This is a genomic window from Mycobacterium sp. (assembly GCF_035499775.1).
Taxonomy (GTDB): Bacteria; Actinomycetota; Actinomycetes; order Mycobacteriales; family Mycobacteriaceae; genus Mycobacterium.
Map to the genome: position 1 here is coordinate 1 of NZ_DATJYB010000469.1, position 16,975 is coordinate 16,975.

Here is a 16,975-nt window from a genome sequence, read left to right on the forward strand (position 1 = left end):
AACACCACCAGTCACGGCGCCTCGGCGGTGGTGACCGGCGCCGGCAGCGGGATCGGCGCGGCGTTCGCGGTCGAACTCGGCCGCCGTGGCGGCGCGGTGGTCTGCAGCGACATCGACGAAGCCGCAGCACAAAACACCGCCGACGCCATCATCGACCAGGGTGCCAAAGCGGTGGCGATGCGCTGCGACGTGTCCCGCTTCGACGACGTGAGCACCTTGGCCGAGCAGGCGCAGGCCTGGTTCGGCGCACCGCCCACGCTGGTGATCAACAACGCGGGTGTGGGGGCCGGCGGCGCGGCCATCGGCGATGCGCCCCTGGACGATTGGGTGTGGACCCTGGGCATCAACCTGTGGGGACCGATTCACGGCTGCCACGTGTTCACCCCGATCCTGCGCGAAGCCGGCCCTTGGGGACCTGGGCCTGCGCCGCGCGGCATCATCAACGTCGCCTCGGCAGCGGCATTCGGGGCGGCTCCCGGCATGGCCGCGTACAACGTCAGCAAGGCCGGCGTGCTCTCGCTGTCGGAAACGTTGGCAGCCGAATTGTCGGGCACCGCAGTCAAGGTCACTGTTCTGTGTCCGACCTTCGTCAAGACCAACATCGTCGAATCCGGCCGCATCAGCGAGCAGTCCAGCGAGCTGGCGAACAGATTGATGCGCTGGACCGGGTTCTCGCCTGACAGAGTGGCACGAATATGCCTGGACGCCCACGACCGCGGCGAGCTGTACTGCATGCCGCAATTCGACGCCAAGATCGGCTGGAACATCAAACGCTTAGCCCCGCAGGCATACACCCGTGTGGTGGGGCTGGTATCCCGGGCGGGTTTGTCCTAACGGAAGGAGCTGCTGGTGGCCATCGAAATGGAAGCCATGCTCGCCAAGATCAAAGATCGCCAGTGGGCGCTCGCCGACATCGACTGGGACGCACCGGGTGCCGATACCATCCGGCGCGAGTTCCGGCCAAAGCTGAAGGCGTTCATGGCAGACCTTTGTTGGATCGAGAACATCGGCGCCCGCGGCTTCGCGGCGCTGGCCAAGAAGGCGCCCAACCCGACGGTGGCCGAGATCTACCGGTATTTCCACGCCGAGGAGCAGCGCCACGCCAACGCCGAAATGGCGCTGATGAAGCGGTGGGGCATGCTCGACGACGGAGAACTCCCGGAGCCGAACGTCAACATCCGGTTGGCGATCGAGTGGCTCGACACCTACTCCGATGACATGCCGTTGTCCGTGCTGGGCACCGTCATTCCGATGCTGGAGGTCGCCCTGGACGGCGCGTTGCTGAAGTTCCTGCTCGACTCCGTGGCGGACCCGGTCTGTCATCAGGTGTTCGAGAAGATCAACAACGACGAATCACGGCATTTGGCAGTCGATTTCGCGGTGCTGGACATGATCGGTCACGCGAAGGCGCGCCGGCTGGCCATCGAGTTCGTCGGCACCGTCGCATCGCCTGGCGTGATCATCGGGACGCTGATGTACATCCCGCTGCTGAACCGCGTGCGCAACGAGATGGCCGGCATGGGTATGGAACCCGAGCGGCTGTACAACGCGGTCAAGCGTTTCAAGCAACTCGGCGAGCGCGGCGAACGCACCTGGCGGGTGCCCGCCTATCAACTTCTCAAGCGGCATGCCGCGATGGTGGTCAACCCGCACCACCCGTACCACCTGCTCGCCAACTCCATGGTGTGGTTGTCGGAGCGCTATCCCAGGCCGCTGCTCAAGCCGGTGCCCAGCTGGTTCAAAGAACTCACCCACCAGCCGGCGGCCTGATCATGGCACCCGAGCACATCTACCCGACGCTCATCGTCGGCGCCGGCTTCACCGGGCTCGGCACCGCGATCCGGCTGGCCGAAGCCGGCATCAGAGATGTCGTCATCCTGGAACGGTCCGACCGGGTCGGTGGAACCTGGCGCGACACCACGTATCCGGGCGCCAGCTGCGATGTCCCGTCGCTGCTGTACTCGTTCTCGTTCGTCAAGAACCCGAGGTGGTCCCGGACCTACTCCCCCGCCCCGGAGATCTACCGGCACATCGAGGACATGGCGACCAGATTCGATATCCGCCAACGTATCCGGTTCGGTCACGAGGTCAGCGGACTGACCTTCGACGAAGCGGCCGGCGTCTGGACCGCAACGACGAAGAACCGCAAACGCTTTCGCGCGCGCACCGTCGTCTTGGCTTCCGGCCCGCTTTCCGACGTCAGTTTCCCTGACCTGCGCGGCCTGGACAGCTACCGGGGACACAAGATTCACAGCGCCCGCTGGGATCACGACTACGACTTCACCGGCAAACGGGTCGCCGTCATCGGCACCGGCGCCAGCGCCATCCAGATCATTCCCGAACTCGTCAAGCGGGCCGGCTTCGTCAAGGTGTTCCAGCGCACGCCCGGCTGGGTGCTCCCGCGTCTGGACGTCGCGACGCCACCGGCAGTGCAGGCCCTGTTCGCCAAAGTCCCTGCCACCCAACAACTTTCCCGGCATGTGCTGTTCTGGGGCCACGAAGCCACCGCCACGGCAATGGTGTGGAACACCCCGCTGACGTCGCTGGTGGCCCGGCTGGGCCAGGCTCACATCCGCGCTCAGGTCAAGGACCCGTGGTTGCGCCGCCAGCTGACCCCCGACTTCACGCCGGGATGCAAACGCATGCTGGTCTCCAGCGACTACTACCCCGCCTTGCAGCGGGACAACTGCAAACTCATCGACTGGCCGATCGCGACGCTGAGCCCGGTCGGGATCCGCACCAGCGACGGCATCGAACACCATCTCGACTGCATCGTGTTCGCGACCGGATACGACGTCCACCTGACCGGGCCGCCCTTCCCCGTCACCGGACTCGGCGGCCGGTCGCTGGCTGCCGAGTGGGCCGGCGGCGCGCAGGCATACAAGAGCATCAACGCGCACGGGTACCCGAACCTGTTCTTCATGACCGGACCCAACTCCGGGCCGGGCCATAACTCCTTGCTGGTCTACATCGAAGGCCAGCTCGATTACGCAGTCCGCGGTATCACCACGATCCTGGACAACGACCTGCGCTATCTCGATGTGCGCGAGGGGATCCAACGCCGCCACAATGACCGCATCCAGCGCCGGCTCACCAACACGACCTGGATGTCGGGCTGTCGCAGTTGGTACCTCACCAAGGACGGGTTCAACGCGTCCATGTACCCCGGAACCGCCACCCAGTATCTTCGCCAGATGAGAGATTTCCGCAATTCGGACTACCACGTGGTCGCTCGAGACACCCGCACTCCGGTGACCTCGTCGGCCTGACGCTACCCGGTGACATGGCACCCGACCGACCAGCACGACCAGAACCCGGCACGATCGCCAGCGTGCTGCACAACGTGCGGCGTGCGCCCCGGCGCGTGCGGCGCCAGTCACGCGAGTTGCGCGAGTTCGTCGAGACCGCCGTATCGCAGCTTTTCGACGCGGCGGCCCACCAGCCGCATGACATCGCGGCCTCCGGCGAGTACCGGATCGACGATCTGGCCAGGCTGGCCGGCACCACCACCCGCAACATCCGGGTGTACCGCGACCGCGGATTGCTGCCCCCGCCATTGCGTGTCGGCCGCATCGCGTTGTTCAACGACACCCACCTGACCCGGCTGCGGCTGATCACCTCGATGCTCGACCGCGGCTACACCATCGCCCATGTCCGCGAAATGCTCAGCGCGTGGGAGGAGGGCAGGAACCTCGGCGACATCCTCGGATTGGAAACGGCCATCGCGGGTACCTGGACCACCGAGAAACCGCAGACCATGGCTCTGGTTGACGCCGAACGACTCGTCGACGACCCGCGCGCATTCGAGCGTCTGCTGGCCCTGCAGATAATCCGGGTAGACGGTGAACAGGCCACCATCACCCGGCCCAAACTCATCGAGGCGTTCAACGAAATCCGTGGCTATGGCATCGGTACCGACAAGCTCATCGACCTGCACGAGCAGATACTTCCCAAGATCGACGAGATCAGCGAGCTGCTGGTGCGAGCCGGCGCCGAACACGTCATGGATCGGATCAAGCCCGGTGCGGCCCTGCCCGCCGACGCCGAGATCGCTGAGCTGATCACCATGCTGGTCCGGTTCCGCACTCAGGCCGTCGCGACCGTCACCGCCACGCTGGCGTCGTCGATCGAATCAACCATCGAGTCGTTGGTCAGCCGGGTGCTTGCCGACTACCTGCAGCACTCACCGGACGCGGAGACGGGACTCGGCGTCCGTTAATGCTACTGGCGCGCAATCAGATACGGCGCCAGCGTGGACAGCTTCTCGCAGGTCTCCTCGAATTCCCGCTCGGGGTCCGAGGCTTCGATGATCCCGGCTCCCGCCCGCAGCCAGGTCTTCCCGTCGCATTCGTAGGCGGCCCGCAGCGTCAACGCGGCATCCAGGCCGCCGTCCGCTGAAACCGTCAGGATCGCACCGGAATACAAGCCGCGCGGGCGGTCGTCGAGCCGCAAGATGGCGTCCACGCCGGCCGCCTTCGGGATGCCCGACGCGGTGACCGCCGGAAACAGAGCCTCCAGCGCGTCCATGCGGTCGCTGGACGGGTCCAGGCGCGCGCTGATCGTGGAGCCCAGATGCTGCACACTCCCCCGTTCGCGCACCGTCATGAAATCGATGACGGCCGCGGTGCCCGGTTCGGCGATCTCGGTGATCTCGTGAAGTGAGCTGCGCACCGAAATGGCATGCTCGACGATCTCTTTGGAGTTCGACTCCAGGTCGTCGCGAGCCTGACGGTCGCGCGTCGCGCCGCGACCCAGCGCACGGGTGCCGGCCAACGGCTCGGTGACCACCTCGCCGTCGTTGTGCACGGCCGCGACCAATTCCGGGCTGTAGCCGACGGCCCGAATTCCGCCGAGCTGCAACAAGAACGATCTCGCCGGAGTGTTGTGGCGACGGCCCAGCCGGTAAGTCAGCGGGAAGTCGAGCGCGAAAGGTACTTCAACACAACGGGACAGGATCACCTTGTGGTATTCGCCCGCGGCGATCTCGCGGACAGCGGCCGCCACCCGATCGCGATAACCGGACGGATCGGCTGTGACGTCGACCGCCCGGGCACGCGGCACGTCGCGCACGCCGTCGCCGAGCAGCCCGCGCACGGCGGCGCCCTGGTCGTGGGTCGCGTCGTGGAGACGAACCGCGTTGCGGGTGACCACGATTCGGGTGCGCGGCCAAAAGACCCGGGCCAGTGGGGTTTGTGGCGCCAACCGCTCCTGCAACCCGTAGCGGTAGAGGCCGAATTCAAAGGCGACCCAGCCGAAGACCTGCGAGGTTTCCAGCAGCAGCCGGTCCACGGCTTCGCCCAGGACTTGCCCCGGCCGCCCCGACCACTGTTGCCGCTGGGTCACGCCGTCGCGAATGACCCGCAACTCGTCGCTGTCCAACTCGACCATCGCCAGCACACCGATGGCCAGGACCCATTCGCCGCCGTTCTCGTAGAGCAGGTATTGCTCGCCGGCCCGCTCAGGCAGCGACGCGGCCAGCTCGGCCGCCAGGTCGGCGGGGTTGATATGGGCGGGCAGCGGAATCGACAGCGACGCGGTGCCTACAGGACTCGTCTTGACGCTGACCTCGGTCACAGCTAGTAAATGTAGCCTAACCTATGAAACTGCGCGCGGTCCCTCCGCACAAAGGCTGTCGACCTGGGTGGATTCCGATAAAACTTGCCCGGTATCGAACCGGGAGCCGGACCAGGCCGGCCATCTTGAGGACAACTGGACGACGAACGTTTTCCGGCCATTTACCCCTGCGCGAGGTGGGCGACCGACTGCCGTCGCCGGGGTTCTCCTAGGATCGCGCCTAGTCGCGTGAACGCTCCGGGGGGACTTTCGGGCTTGGCGGAACACGGGGAAGGAGTGTCCCGATAGATGTCGGGAAACACGCGTCAAAGGGCCCTTCGCCCAGCGCGATCGGAAGTTTCCTGACGGCGTTAAAGGGGGCAAAATCCGTTGATTCGGCGTGTCGTTGGACAGACTTAACGAAACTTTAACGACGGCCGGATGTAGCCCCTCTAGCTACCGCCCGATTCGCGACCCAGCAACCTATCGATCGACAGGACTATCTCATGTTTGTAATCCGGCTCCCGAACGGCGAAGAAGTCCAGGGCTGCGACGGCGACGAGCTCACGATTAACCAAGAGACTGGCGTACTTACGGTTTCGAGGGTCGACGGCTTCGAGGCGACCACGACGCACTACTCACCCATGGCGTGGCATTCGGTTACGCATCGCCAGCGCGGAGTCGGGGTCAGGCCTTCGCCTATTTCGACCGCCAAGTAAACGGCGCGGTGTCGGCAAACTCTCCGGACACGACCTGCGGCAGAGTCACCGGTCGCGCCCGCTCCCATGCACATTTGCCTGGCAATTAGCTGTGTGGCGGATTTGCGTAAGCAGGGCTAAATTTCCAGATTTGTCTGGGTCGTCTTGGTCGCTCCAGTTAATTTCGGTGCTTCCGTGATGCCGCACCGAGAGGGGAGGCACGAATGCTGCAAGAGTTTTGGAACAACTTCACCCACAACCTGTTCAAGCCGCTCCTGCTGTTCTTCTACTTCGGGTTCCTGATCCCGATCCTCAAGGTGCGGTTCGAATTCCCCTACGTGATCTACCAAGGCCTGACCATGTACCTGCTGCTGGCCATCGGCTGGCACGGGGGCGAGGAGCTCGCCAAGGTCAAGCCGTCGGACATTGACAACATCGCCGGCTTCGTGGCCGTGGGCTTTATGTCGAACTTCCTCATCGGCGGTTTGGCCTACTTACTGCTGAGCCGTATGAGTTCGATGCGAAAAGTCGACAAGGCGACAGTCGCCGGTTATTACGGGTCGGATTCGGCAGGGACCTTTGCCACCTGTGTGGCCGTGCTGACCGCCATCGGTATCGCGTTCAACGCCTACATGCCCGTCATGCTGGCCGTGATGGAGATTCCCGGCTGCCTGGTCGCGCTGTACCTGGTCGCGCGATTGCGGCATCGGGGGCTGGACGAAGCGGGCTACATGCCCGGCGAGCCCGGCTACACCCCGCCGGCCAAGGTGGCTGTCGGGCCGGGCACGGCCGCGCGGCCTCCGCAGGGCGGGTCCCTGGACGCCGAGCACGAGCGGGGAGTCGAGCAGGAGCTGGAGCTCTCCCTGGAGAAGCTCGAGCATCCGGACTGGGAGCCCGACTCGAGCCCGCCGCTGGGCAAGCCCAAGAGAATGCCCATTTTCACTCGGGAGCTGTTCCAGGAGGTTTTCCTCAACCCCGGACTTGTGCTCCTCATGGGCGGCATCATCATCGGCCTCGTCAGTGGGCTGCAGGGACAGAAGGTCGTTGCCGACGACGACAAGTTCTTCGTGCTGGCATTCCAGGGCGTGCTGTGCCTGTTCCTGCTGGAGATGGGCATGACAGCGGCGCGCAAGCTGAAGGACCTGCGAACGGCGGGCCCCGGTTTCATCTTCTTCGGCCTGCTGGCGCCGAATATCTTCGCGCCGCTGGGGATCATCGTCGCCCACACCTACGCGTACCTCACCAACACCGAACTCAAGCCGGGAACGTACGTGCTATTCGCGGTGCTGTGTGGGGCGGCGTCCTATATCGCCGTCCCGGCGGTGCAGCGGCTGGCTATCCCCGAGGCCAGCCCAACCCTGCCGTTGGCGGCGTCGCTGGGTCTGACGTTCTCCTACAACGTGACGATCGGAATCCCGCTCTATATCGAGATCAATCGCCTGGTCGCGCACTGGTTCCCGACCTAAGTTGGTTCAGCCCAGCAGGGTGCGCACCACCGCGTCGGCCAGCAGTCGGCCGCGCGGGGTGAGGACGAGCCGGTCACCCTCGGATACCCCCAACCCGTCGGCGACGACGACCGCGGCGCGTTCGCGCTCGCCGGCGTCCAGAAGCGCCAGCGGCAGCCCTTGGCGCAGGCGGGTTTGCAACAGCACCTGCTCGGTGTGCAGGGCGTCCGCGCCGAGCTGCTCGAAGCCCGCAACCGGTAACGTCGCACCGGCCAACGCTTCCGAATAGTTGTTGGGGTGCTTGACATTCCACCAGCGCGTGGCGCCGACGAAACCGTGCGCGCCCGGTCCTGCGCCCCACCACTGACCACGGTCCCAGTAGCCGAGGTTGTGCCGGCACTCCCCGCCCGGCCGAGTCCAGTTGGAGACTTCGTACCACTCGAACCCGGCGGCGGACAGCCGCTCGTCGACCAACTCGTAGCGATGCGCCAGCACGTCTTCGTCGGGTGCGGGCAGCTCACCGCGGCGGACCCGGCGGCCGAGTGCGGTGCCCTCCTCGACCAGCAGGGCATACGCCGAGACGTGGTCGGCGCCGGTCTCGACCGCCGCATCGACAGAGCGCAACAGGTCGTCGTCGGACTCTCCCGGAGTGCCGTAGATCAGGTCGAGGTTGACGTGTTCGAAGCCCTCGGCGATCGCCTCGCGGGCCGCGGCCGCCGACCGGTTCGGAGTGTGAATCCGGTCGAGGACGCCCAGCACGCGAGGCGCCACCGACTGCATGCCGAGCGACACTCTGGTGAAGCCGGCCGCACGGATCGCCGCGAAGAAGTCGGGCCAGGCCGACTCGGGGTTGGCCTCGGTGGTGATCTCGGCATCCGGGGCCAACGGGAAGTTTTCGCGCACCATGTCCAGCAGCGTCGCGACCCGCGCACCGCCCAGCAGCGACGGCGTCCCACCGCCGACGAACACGGTGCTCACCGGTGGTGCGTCCAGCCGCGCGGCGGCCAGCTCGAGCTCCGTGCGCAGCGCCTGCAGCCAGGTGTCCGGGTTGACGCCACCCAACTCAGCCGGGGTGTAGGTGTTGAAATCGCAGTACCCGCACCGGGTTATGCAGAACGGCACATGCACGTACACCCCGAAAGGTGCCCCGGGACTCGGCTGCATGCCGGGAAGCTCGACCGGTGCCTGGCGAAGGGTCATGCCAAATGATGGCATGAACGGGACAGCCGCCAGAGGTGCTCGGTTCTCAGCTGATTCCAGGGTTTGTTTACCTAATCACCCAGAGTTACCGGTAATTTTAATCACCATGAGCGCAAATTTGACCTGGTTGCGAGGCTCGCGGTTATTCATGGCACAATGGCACCCGTGACCGCCGCCAACCCCAGCTCGCGCATCGCTTTGGTGGCGCGGCGGCATATCGATCTGAAGCGCGTCTGCAGCTGTTGCTGTCTCCCTTGATGTCGTAGACCCGCCCACCTGTACGACCAGCTGGCTGCCGGATCTGCGCCGCCGAAATAAAACCGGTGAGTTGCGCGTCCATGCCTGCAATGCTCGCGAAGGAGAAGCCCCGAATGACCACAGCCCGTCCCGCTGGGGCGCAAAAGAAAGCCCGTGACGAGGGCCAGTGGGCGCTGGGAAGTCGCGATCCGCTCAACCCCAACGAAGAGATGAAGCAGGCCGGCGCCCCACTCGAGGTGCGCGAACGCATCGAGAACGTCTACGCCCAGAACGGATTCGACAGCATCGACAAATCCGATCTGCGGGGGCGTTTCCGCTGGTGGGGTCTCTACACACAGCGGGAGCAGGGCTACGACGGCTCATTTACCGGCGACGAGAACGCAGACCTGCTCGAAGCCAGATACTTCATGATGCGGGTCCGCTGCGACGGCGGCGCGGTCTCGACCGCCGCACTGCGGACGATGGGCCAGATTTCAACCGAGTTCGGCCGCGACACTGCCGACATCTCCGACCGGCAGAACGTGCAGATGCACTGGATCGAAGTGGAGAACGTTCCCGAGATCTGGCGGCGACTGGCCGAAGTCGGACTGCAGACCGCCGAGGCGTGCGGCGACTGCCCGCGTGTGGTGCTGGGCTCGCCGCTGGCCGGCGAGTCGCTCGACGAGGTGCTCGATCCGACCTGGGCAATCGACGAGATCGTCCGCCGTTACATCGGCAAGCCCGATTTCGCCGACCTGCCGCGCAAGTACAAGACCGCCATCTCCGGTCTGCAGGATGTCGCGCACGAGATCAACGACATCGCGTTCATCGGTGTCAACCATCCCGAGCACGGGCCGGGCCTGGATTTGTGGGTCGGCGGCGGCCTGTCGACCAACCCGATGTTGGCCCAGCGGGTCGGCGCCTGGGTCCCGCTGGACGAGGTGCCCGAGGTCTGGGCGGCGGTGACCTCGATCTTCCGCGACTACGGTTACCGGCGGCTGCGGGCCAAGGCGAGGCTGAAGTTCCTGATCAAGGACTGGGGCATAGAGAAGTTCCGCGAAGTTCTCGAAACCGAGTACCTCAAGCGTCCGCTGATCGACGGCCCGGCCCTCGAGCCACTCGCGCATCCGATCGATCACGTCGGCGTGCAGCGGCTCAAGAACGGACTCAACGCCATCGGCGTGGCCCCGATCGCCGGACGAGTGTCCGGCACGATCCTGTCGGCGGTGGCGGACCTGGCCGAGCAGGCGGGCTCGGACCGGATCCGGTTCACCCCATACCAGAAGCTGGTCATCCTCGACGTTCCCGACGACAAGCTCGACGAGACGATCGCGGGTCTGGAAGCGCTGGGCCTGCAGTCGCAGCCGTCCCGCTGGCGCCGGAACCTGATGGCGTGCACCGGAATCGAATTCTGCAAGCTTTCGTTCGCCGAAACTCGCGGTCGCGCACAGGATTTGGTGCCCGAGCTGGAGCGCCGGCTGGAGGACATCAACTCGGCGCTGGACGTGCCGATCACCGTCAACATCAACGGCTGCCCCAACTCGTGTGCGCGAATTCAAGTGGCCGACATCGGGTTCAAGGGCCAGATGGTCGATGACGGGCACGGCGGCTCGGTCGAGGGCTTCCAGGTGCATCTTGGCGGCAGCCTCGGCCTGGACAGCGGTTTCGGCCGGAAACTGCGCCAGCACAAGGTCACCAGCGCCGAGCTGGGCGACTACATCGACCGCGTGGTGCGCAACTTCGTCAAACACCGTAATGACGGAGAGCGCTTCGCACAGTGGGCAATTCGCGCCGAGGAGGACGATCTGCGATGAGCGGTGAGACGACCAGGCCGACCGAGGCCGAGCTGCGCGACCTGGCGGCGCGTGGCGCGGCGGAACTCGACGGCGCCAGCGCCACCGAGCTGCTGAACTGGACCGAAGAGAATTTCGGCGGTGTCAACGGACCCCGTGGCTGGGCGACCTGCAACTACATCGTGGCCTCCAACATGCAAGACGCCGTGCTGGTGGATCTGGCCGCCAAAACGCGGCCGGGCGTACCGGTGCTGTTCCTGGATACCGGCTATCACTTCGTCGAAACCATCGGCACCCGCGATGCCGTCGAGTCGGTGTACGACATTCGGGTGCTGAACGTCACCCCCGAGCACACGGTCGCCCAGCAGGACGAGCTGCACGGCAAGAACCTGTTCGCCCGGGAACCCAACGAGTGCTGCCGGATGCGCAAGGTGGCCCCGCTGGGCAAGGCGCTGCGCGGCTACTCGGCTTGGGTGACCGGACTGCGCCGCGTCGAGGCCCCGACCCGTGCCAACGCACCGCTGATCAGCTTCGACGAGGCGTTCAAATTGGTGAAGATCAACCCGCTGGCGGCCTGGACCGACGAGGACATGCAGGACTACATCGACGCGAACGACGTGCTGGTCAACCCGCTCGTCTACGACGGCTACCCGTCGATCGGCTGCGCGCCGTGCACGGCCAAACCCGCCGAGGGCGCCGACCCGCGCAGCGGGCGCTGGCAGGGACTGGCCAAGACCGAATGTGGGCTGCACGCTTCGTAACGCGGCGGCGACGATGCAGAGCGAAGCGATGAGGAGGAGCGGCGCCATGACGGCGCCGGCCCTCGTGCTGACCGCGCACGGAAGTGCGGATCCACGGTCGGCGGTCAATGCCCAGGCCGTCGCGGGCCGGCTGGCGCGGATGCGTCCCGGCCTCGACGTCCGCCTGGCGTTTCTGGAGCACAGTTCGCCGAGCCTGGTCGAGGTGCTCACCGAGGTTGACGGTCCGGCAGTGGTCACTCCGTTGCTGTTGGCGAGTGCCTACCATGCTCGCGTCGACATCCCGCGCCAGATCGCGGGCTGCCGCTCGAGGCTCGACGTTCGGCAAGCAGAGGCCCTGGGCGAGGACGACCGGCTGATATCTGTGCTACGGCAGCGGGTGGCCCAGTTGGGGGTTTCCCGGTTGGACGAGGAGCTGGGGGTGCTCTTGGTGGCGATCGGGACATCCGATCCCGCGGTGAACGCGCGGACCGCGCGGGTGGCGCCGAAGCTGCTGGCGGGCACCGGTTGGGCCGGTGTGACGACCGCGTTCGCCACCCGACCGGAGCGGCCACTGGCCGAAGCCCTGGGCAGGTTGCGCCGCCAGGGGGCCCGCCGCGTGGTCATCGCGCCGTGGTTCCTGGCGCCGGGGCGAGTGCCCGATCGGGTGCAGCATTTCGCGGACCACGCCGGCATCGCCATGGCAGCGCCGCTGGGCGCACACCGATTGGTGGCCCAGACGGTGCTGGACCGCTTCGATCAGGCTGCGACGGAGCGCATCGCGGCCTGAACGTCCCCGCGCATTGAAATCGCAGCCGGGCTGAAATGAGCTACGCGGGCGCGAGGGGCCGTTTCAGGGTGCAGACGATGCTCCATTCGAAATACAATTCGCCGCCTTTGTCATAACCCTTGAAATGGTGGGCCACCTGAGCACGTTGCACCGAGGAGCCGACAATCTCCCACCCCTGCTCCCCGTAGGCCTTCGTCAGACGGGTGGCCTCGTCCATTACCGCCTCGAGATCCTCATTCTTCGAGTGGATGAAGGTGGTTTCCCAACGCTGCGGATACCACATGCCGTCTGACGCCAGCCACCAACCGGGCCCGGGAGAAGGAGTACTCATGTCCGGGAATTTTAGGGGCGCCGCCTGCGTCACGGAGCGATTTTTTGGTGACATTCAGGTGACCTGCGCATGTTGGCGGGTGCCGCCGCAGCGGCGACGATAAACCATCCGAATTCCCAATACGGGCCAACAGAATTTCTCAGCAGCTAAAGGCCGCGCCGACGCGGAACAGCAATTGTCGGAGCATAGGCGAAAAGAATCTTCAGGCGGGCCGCCGGTCGCGAATAGAGGCTGCGCCTAAAGCCATGGGACGACCGTGTGCGGCCTGACGATTGCGACGGCCGCGGCCCTGCGCTCCCACTCATCAAGCTGACGTCAGCGTCGTCTGATCCGACGCCGCGCCGCCGGTCGTGTCGTCACGGGTCCGCGCCGTCTTGCCGGCCACCGGCGGCACTCGGGTGGCACGCACGTAGACGGTGTCGCCGTCGCGCAGTGCCAGCGCTTCGGCGTCACCGCGGGTGATCTGCGCGGTGAAGGGGCTCCCGGTGGCGGCGCTGGTCAACTCGACGCGCACTTCGAACCCGAGCGCGACGACCCGGTCGACCTTGGCACGTACGACCCCGATCGAGTCCGCGGTGCCGTCCCCGCCGGCGATCGCCATGTCCGGGCGGCGGCCCACCCGGATGTCGTGCGGACGCACCAGGGCGCCGTTCAGTGAGGAAACCGCGCCCAGGAAGGACATCACGAACGCGTTCGCCGGGGCGTCGTAGACGTCGGTCGGGGATCCGACCTGTTCGATACGGCCCTTGTTGAGCACCGCGATGCGATCCGCGACATCCAGCGCTTCGGCCTGATCGTGGGTCACCAGCACCGTGGTGACGTGGACCTCGTCATGCAGGCGGCGCAGCCAGCTGCGCAGGTCCTCGCGGACTTTGGCGTCCAGCGCACCGAACGGCTCGTCGAGCAGCAGTACCTCGGGGTCGACGGCCAGCGCGCGGGCCAGCGCCATGCGCTGGCGCTGGCCGCCGGACAGCTGGTTCGGGTAGCGGCTCTGAAATCCGCTCAGCCCCACCACCTCCAGCAGGTTGTCCACCTTCTCCTTGACCTCGGCCTTCGGCCGCTTGCGGATCTTCAACCCGTAGGCGACGTTGTCGCGCACGGTCAGGTGCTTGAACGCGGCATAGTGCTGGAACACGAACCCGATCCCGCGGCGCTGGGGCGGCACCCTGGTCACGTCGCGCTGATTGATCGTGACGGTGCCGCTGTCCGGCTGATCGAGGCCGGCGATCGCGCGCAGCAGGGTCGACTTGCCCGACCCGCTGGGACCCAGCAGCGCCGTCAGTGACCCCTTGGGCACCACGAAGTCCACGTGGTCCAGAGCGACGAAGTCGCCGTAGTGCTTGTAGGCGTCGCGCACCACGATGGCGTGCTCGGCCTGGGCGTCGTGGCCGGTATCGGTCATCTCCAAGTCTCCTTGTCAGGCCTGCTTGGCCGCTCGTGCCCGTCGGACGTCGAGAACCACCTGGACGATCAGGACCACCACCGAAACAGTCATCAGCAGCGTCGACAGCGCGTATGCCCCGTATTCCGCTCCGCGGTTGTAACGGTCCGAGACGAGCAGCGTCAGCGTCTGCGACGTTCCGGGAAGGTTGGAGGACACGATGATGACCGCGCCGTATTCGCCGAGGGTGCGCGCGACCGTCAGCACGATGCCGTACGTCAAGCCCCACCGGATCGACGGCAGCGTGATTCGCCAGAACGTCTGCCACCAGCCCGAACCCAGTGTCGCCGCGGCTTCTTCCTGGTCGGTGCCCAATTCGTGCAGGACGGGTTCGACCTCACGCACCACGAACGGCAACGTGACGAAAATACTGGCCAGCACGATGCCGGGCAGGCCGAAGATGATCTTCAACCCCAGGTCCTTCTCCACAAAGCCCAGCGCACCGGCGGATCCCCACAACAGGATCAGGGCGACACCCACGATGACGGGCGAGACCGCGAACGGCAGGTCGATGACCGCCTGCAGGACGCCCTTGCCCCGGAATCTGTTGCGCGCGAGCACCAATGCCGTCGGGATACCGAAGATCACATTAAGCGGCACCACGATGGCCACGACAAGTAGCGACAAGTGCAGCGCCGAGATCGCCGCCGGCGTGCTGACCCAGGCATAGAACTGGCTGAACCCCGGCTGGAAGGTGCGCCACAGAATCACCGCCACCGGAACGATAAGCAGCACAGAGATATACCCGAGCGCGACAAATCGGATGAGGTAGCGAACCCTTGGCGACACGTTCACGGGGCCAGCTCCTCACGCCGGGCGGCACGCGCGCCGACGACGCGCAGGATCAGCAGCACGACGAACGAGATCGACAGCAGGACAATGGATATCGCAGCGGCGCCGGTGCGGTCGTCGTTCTCGATCAGGGTGCGGATCCACTGTGAGGACACCTCGGTCTTGCCTGGGACGGCGCCACCGATCAGCACCACCGAGCCGAACTCGCCGATCGCCCGCGAGAACGCCAGCCCCGCACCGGATAACAACGCCGGCGTCAGCGAGGGCAGTACGACGGAAGTGAAGATCTTGGGGTTGTTGGCGCCCAGCGAAGCCGCCGCCTCCTCGGTCTCGCGATCGATTTCCAGCAGCACCGGCTGAACGGCGCGGACCACGAATGGCAATGTGACGAACGCCAACGCCACCCCGACGCCCCAGGAGGTGTGCTGCAGATGCAGGCCCACCGGGCTGTTGTTCCCGTACAGCGCCAGCATCACCAGGCTGGCGACGATGGTGGGCAGCGCGAACGGCAGGTCGATGATCGCGTCGACGAGCCGCTTGCCGAAGAAGTCGTCACGCGCCAGCACCCAGGCGATCAGCAGGCCGAAGAACGTGTTGAGGACCGTGACCGCGGCCGAAATGGTCAGCGTCACCCCGAACGACTGGACCGCGGCATGCGATGTGGCCGCCTGCCAGAAGGCATGCCAGCCGCCGCCCGCGGCCTGCCAGGCGATGGCGGCCAGCGGCAACAGCACGATCACCGAAAGCCACACCACCGCCACACCGACGCGTAGTGACGTAGTGCCCGACCGGCCGCGGGACAGCCGGGTGCCACCCGACGGCTGCGGGGGCGCGTCGGCGTCGAACTCGGGCCGGATCGCCTCGGGTCGGGGGCCACTGCCCAAAAAAGTTTCCGTCATCCGGTCGCCTGCAAGTAGATCTTGGTGATGCTGCCGGTGGTCTTGTCGAACAGTTGGGGATCCACTGTGGCCCAGCCGCCGAGGTCGGCGATGGTCCACAGCTTCGTCGGCGCCGGAAAGTGGTCGCGGAATTCGGCCGCGACGGCGGGGTCGACCGGCCGGAAACCCGCCTGCGCCCACAGCTTCTGCGCGGCGGCGGTGTACTGGAAGTTCTTGAACTCGGTCGCGGCCTTAAGGTGCGGGCTGGTGGTCACCACCGCCAGCGGATTTTCGATCTTGAAGGTCTGGGGCGGGGTGATGTGTTGGACCCGCTTGCCTTGCCCCTCGGTGGCGATCGCCTCGTTCTCGTAGCTGATCAGTACGTCACCGCTGCCCTGGACGAAAACGTCCGTGGCTTCTCGTCCCGACCCGGGGCGCAATTTGACGTGTTCACTCACCAACTTGTTCACAAAGTCGATACCCGCCTGGTTATTCCTGCCGCCGTCGCTTTTCACCGCGTAGGGCGCAAGCAGATTCCACTTGGCCGAGCCCGAACTCAGCGGGCTGGGCGTAATGACCTCCACACCCGGCCGCAACAGGTCATCCCAATCTTTGATGTTCTTGGGATTACCCGCGCGTACCACCAATGTCACCACCGATCCGAACGGGATACCCGCGGTGACGTCGGTATTCCAGTCCTTCGACACCTTCCCGGCCTTGATCAGGCGAGTGATGTCCGGTTCGACCGAGAAGTTGACCAGGTCGGCCGGCTTGCCGTCCACCACACCTCGGGACTGGTCGCCCGAGGCCCCGTACGAGGTGATCACCTGCACGCCTTTGCCCTGTTCGGAGGCGTTGAACGCGGGGATCACCTTGCTCCAGCCGGGTTCCGGGGCCGAATAGGCGACCAGGGTGATGCTGGTGCTCGCGCCCACCGGCCCGCCGCCGCCGACGACGTCGCTGGCACCACCGTGGCAAGCCGCGGTGACGCCGGCGATCAGGGTGAGTGCGACGGCCGCCACGGTCGGGCGCCGACGGCGCCGGGCGCTCCCGATGTCGAACATCTGCGGCTTGAACATC

General features: G+C 65.9%; 17 protein-coding genes. 10 read left to right on the top strand and 7 right to left on the bottom strand.

The window, feature by feature from the left end; all coding sequences use genetic code 11:
* The 4 genes from VML93_RS29050 to VML93_RS29065 form a co-directional block, all read left to right on the top strand.
* On the top strand, positions 1–834 hold an 834-nt coding region (locus VML93_RS29050), incomplete at its 5' end, for an SDR family NAD(P)-dependent oxidoreductase (RefSeq protein ID WP_325615776.1).
* A gap of 15 nt (positions 835–849) precedes the next feature.
* Entirely contained in the window at positions 850–1,770 is a 921-nt protein-coding gene (locus VML93_RS29055; protein ID WP_325615777.1) for a ferritin-like domain-containing protein, read from the top strand.
* A 2-nt stretch (positions 1,771–1,772) separates the two neighbouring features.
* Positions 1,773–3,269, top strand: coding sequence for an NAD(P)/FAD-dependent oxidoreductase (locus VML93_RS29060; RefSeq protein WP_325615778.1), 1,497 nt, complete (start codon positions 1,773–1,775; stop codon positions 3,267–3,269).
* Positions 3,270–3,283: 14 nt separating this feature from the next.
* Positions 3,284–4,219 (top strand): MerR family transcriptional regulator, encoded by a 936-nt coding sequence (locus VML93_RS29065; protein ID WP_325615780.1) that lies wholly within the window; start codon positions 3,284–3,286, stop codon positions 4,217–4,219.
* A gap of 2 nt (positions 4,220–4,221) precedes the next feature.
* Here the strand turns inward: VML93_RS29065 and VML93_RS29070 are convergent, their stop codons facing one another.
* Positions 4,222–5,574, bottom strand: coding sequence for a salicylate synthase (locus VML93_RS29070; protein WP_325615781.1), 1,353 nt, complete (start codon positions 5,572–5,574; stop codon positions 4,222–4,224).
* Positions 5,575–6,059: 485 nt separating this feature from the next.
* On the opposite strand from VML93_RS29070, the gene VML93_RS29075 reads away from it, so the two are divergent.
* Together VML93_RS29075 and VML93_RS29080 are read left to right on the top strand one after the other, a co-directional pair.
* Positions 6,060–6,272: a hypothetical protein gene (locus VML93_RS29075; protein ID WP_325615782.1), complete on the top strand. Its 213-nt coding sequence runs from the start codon at positions 6,060–6,062 to the stop codon at positions 6,270–6,272.
* 203 nt (positions 6,273–6,475) lie between these two features.
* Positions 6,476–7,717 carry a sodium-dependent bicarbonate transport family permease gene (locus VML93_RS29080; RefSeq protein ID WP_325615784.1) on the top strand — a complete coding sequence of 414 codons (1,242 nt, stop codon included), beginning with the start codon at positions 6,476–6,478 and terminating at the stop codon, positions 7,715–7,717.
* Between the two features lie 6 nt (positions 7,718–7,723).
* On the opposite strand, the gene hemW is transcribed toward VML93_RS29080, so the two are convergent.
* Positions 7,724–8,896, bottom strand: coding sequence for a radical SAM family heme chaperone HemW (gene hemW, locus VML93_RS29085; protein ID WP_325615786.1), 1,173 nt, complete (start codon positions 8,894–8,896; stop codon positions 7,724–7,726).
* A gap of 156 nt (positions 8,897–9,052) precedes the next feature.
* Here hemW and VML93_RS38730 point away from each other — a divergent pair, with 156 nt between their 5' ends.
* The 4 genes from VML93_RS38730 to VML93_RS29100 all read left to right on the top strand — a co-directional run bounded on the left by VML93_RS38730 (position 9,053) and on the right by VML93_RS29100 (position 12,453).
* Positions 9,053–9,154 (top strand): Ms4527A family Cys-rich leader peptide, encoded by a 102-nt coding sequence (locus VML93_RS38730; protein WP_414686476.1) that lies wholly within the window; start codon positions 9,053–9,055, stop codon positions 9,152–9,154.
* A gap of 113 nt (positions 9,155–9,267) precedes the next feature.
* Positions 9,268–10,947 carry a nitrite/sulfite reductase gene (locus VML93_RS29090; protein ID WP_325615788.1) on the top strand — a complete coding sequence of 560 codons (1,680 nt, stop codon included), beginning with the start codon at positions 9,268–9,270 and terminating at the stop codon, positions 10,945–10,947.
* A complete protein-coding gene (locus VML93_RS29095) occupies positions 10,944–11,687 on the top strand; it encodes a phosphoadenylyl-sulfate reductase (RefSeq protein ID WP_325615789.1) in 744 nt (247 codons plus the stop codon). The genes VML93_RS29090 and VML93_RS29095 overlap by 4 nt, the downstream gene beginning before the upstream one ends.
* Before the next feature lie 13 nt (positions 11,688–11,700).
* A complete protein-coding gene (locus tag VML93_RS29100; protein WP_325615791.1) occupies positions 11,701–12,453 on the top strand; it encodes a sirohydrochlorin chelatase in 753 nt (250 codons plus the stop codon).
* A 40-nt stretch (positions 12,454–12,493) separates the two neighbouring features.
* Here VML93_RS29100 and VML93_RS29105 read toward each other — a convergent pair whose 3' ends face one another.
* The 5 genes from VML93_RS29105 to VML93_RS29125 all read right to left on the bottom strand — a co-directional run bounded on the left by VML93_RS29105 (position 12,494) and on the right by VML93_RS29125 (position 16,974).
* On the bottom strand, positions 12,494–12,784 hold the full coding sequence (locus VML93_RS29105) for a hypothetical protein (protein WP_325615793.1): 291 nt from the start codon (positions 12,782–12,784) through the stop codon (positions 12,494–12,496).
* A 304-nt stretch (positions 12,785–13,088) separates the two neighbouring features.
* The gene (locus VML93_RS29110) at positions 13,089–14,186 is read right to left on the bottom strand and encodes a sulfate/molybdate ABC transporter ATP-binding protein (protein ID WP_325615795.1); all 1,098 of its coding nucleotides are present in this window, start codon (positions 14,184–14,186) and stop codon (positions 13,089–13,091) included.
* Positions 14,187–14,201: 15 nt separating this feature from the next.
* Positions 14,202–15,020 (bottom strand): sulfate ABC transporter permease subunit CysW, encoded by an 819-nt coding sequence (gene cysW / locus VML93_RS29115; RefSeq protein WP_325615797.1) that lies wholly within the window; start codon positions 15,018–15,020, stop codon positions 14,202–14,204.
* Positions 15,017–15,916: a sulfate ABC transporter permease subunit CysT gene (cysT, locus tag VML93_RS29120; RefSeq protein WP_325615799.1), complete on the bottom strand. Its 900-nt coding sequence runs from the start codon at positions 15,914–15,916 to the stop codon at positions 15,017–15,019. The genes cysW and cysT overlap by 4 nt, the downstream gene beginning before the upstream one ends.
* Positions 15,913–16,974, bottom strand: a complete 1,062-nt coding sequence (locus VML93_RS29125) for a sulfate ABC transporter substrate-binding protein (RefSeq protein WP_414686477.1) — start codon at positions 16,972–16,974, stop codon at positions 15,913–15,915. Before VML93_RS29125 ends, cysT begins: the two co-directional genes overlap by 4 nt.
* Position 16,975 lies beyond the last annotated feature (1 nt).

Coding starts and splice junctions, on each gene's coding strand:
- VML93_RS29060 (WP_325615778.1), top strand. CDS start 1,773: ATGGCACCCGAGCACATCTACCCGACGCTCATCGTCGGCGCCGGCTTC.
- VML93_RS29065 (WP_325615780.1), top strand. CDS start 3,284: ATGGCACCCGACCGACCAGCACGACCAGAACCCGGCACGATCGCCAGC.
- VML93_RS29075 (WP_325615782.1), top strand. CDS start 6,060: ATGTTTGTAATCCGGCTCCCGAACGGCGAAGAAGTCCAGGGCTGCGAC.
- VML93_RS29080 (WP_325615784.1), top strand. CDS start 6,476: ATGCTGCAAGAGTTTTGGAACAACTTCACCCACAACCTGTTCAAGCCG.
- hemW (WP_325615786.1), bottom strand. CDS start 8,896: ATGACCCTTCGCCAGGCACCGGTCGAGCTTCCCGGCATGCAGCCGAGT.
- VML93_RS38730 (WP_414686476.1), top strand. CDS start 9,053: ATGGCACCCGTGACCGCCGCCAACCCCAGCTCGCGCATCGCTTTGGTG.
- VML93_RS29090 (WP_325615788.1), top strand. CDS start 9,268: ATGACCACAGCCCGTCCCGCTGGGGCGCAAAAGAAAGCCCGTGACGAG.
- VML93_RS29095 (WP_325615789.1), top strand. CDS start 10,944: ATGAGCGGTGAGACGACCAGGCCGACCGAGGCCGAGCTGCGCGACCTG.
- VML93_RS29100 (WP_325615791.1), top strand. CDS start 11,701: ATGCAGAGCGAAGCGATGAGGAGGAGCGGCGCCATGACGGCGCCGGCC.
- VML93_RS29105 (WP_325615793.1), bottom strand. CDS start 12,784: ATGAGTACTCCTTCTCCCGGGCCCGGTTGGTGGCTGGCGTCAGACGGC.
- VML93_RS29110 (WP_325615795.1), bottom strand. CDS start 14,186: ATGACCGATACCGGCCACGACGCCCAGGCCGAGCACGCCATCGTGGTG.
- cysT (WP_325615799.1), bottom strand. CDS start 15,916: ATGACGGAAACTTTTTTGGGCAGTGGCCCCCGACCCGAGGCGATCCGG.
- VML93_RS29125 (WP_414686477.1), bottom strand. CDS start 16,974: ATGTTCAAGCCGCAGATGTTCGACATCGGGAGCGCCCGGCGCCGTCGG.